This is a genomic window from Microcoleus sp. S13C4 (assembly GCF_036700865.1).
Lineage (GTDB): Bacteria > Cyanobacteriota > Cyanobacteriia > Cyanobacteriales > Microcoleaceae > Microcoleus.
This window is the reverse complement of sequence record NZ_JAUBPS010000003.1, coordinates 185958-186471: the sequence shown is the minus strand read 5'-3', so window position 1 is coordinate 186471 and position 514 is coordinate 185958. Positions and strand designations below refer to the sequence as shown.

Annotated in this window: 1 protein-coding gene; it reads right to left on the bottom strand. The window is 52.7% G+C overall.

Features of this window, described 5'->3' with window-relative positions; translation table 11 throughout:
• Nucleotides 1-514 (bottom strand): Calx-beta domain-containing protein (locus QT996_RS03065; RefSeq protein WP_333044423.1); only part of this gene is annotated, 514 nt, incomplete at both ends.

Sequence of the window (514 nt, the reverse complement as noted above, 5' to 3'; positions counted from 1 at the left end):
CGGAGTTACCGTTGTCCCAGTTGGCGTCGGAGTTACCGTTGTCCCAGTTGGCGTCGGAGTTACCGTTGTCCCAGTTGACACCACATCATTAATCGTCAAAATTGACGGATTACTGACATTGCCACCGAAAAGCACCAAATTCAGCGTTTCCGCCGATTCCGAAATCGCATCAGTCAAAGTCGGCACGGTGAAACTAGCGGTTGTTTGCCCCGCTGCAAAATTCAACAGCCCCGTCGCCGAAGTGTAATCTGCTGCTGTGCCTGCTGAACTTGCCGAACCGTCAAGAGTCTGGTAGTTAATCGATGCAGCCGCCGTGCCACCGGTGCGAGTAACGTTAATCGTAGCCACGCCGCCTTCAGCCACGGTGTAATTTGGTTGGGCGAACTGGAAGAGACTTGGAGATGTCGGAGTCGGAGTTGGCGCCACAGTGGTTGACGCCACATCATTAATCGTCAAAATTGACGGATTACTGACATTGCCACCGAAAAGCACCAAATTCAGCGTTTCCGCCGAT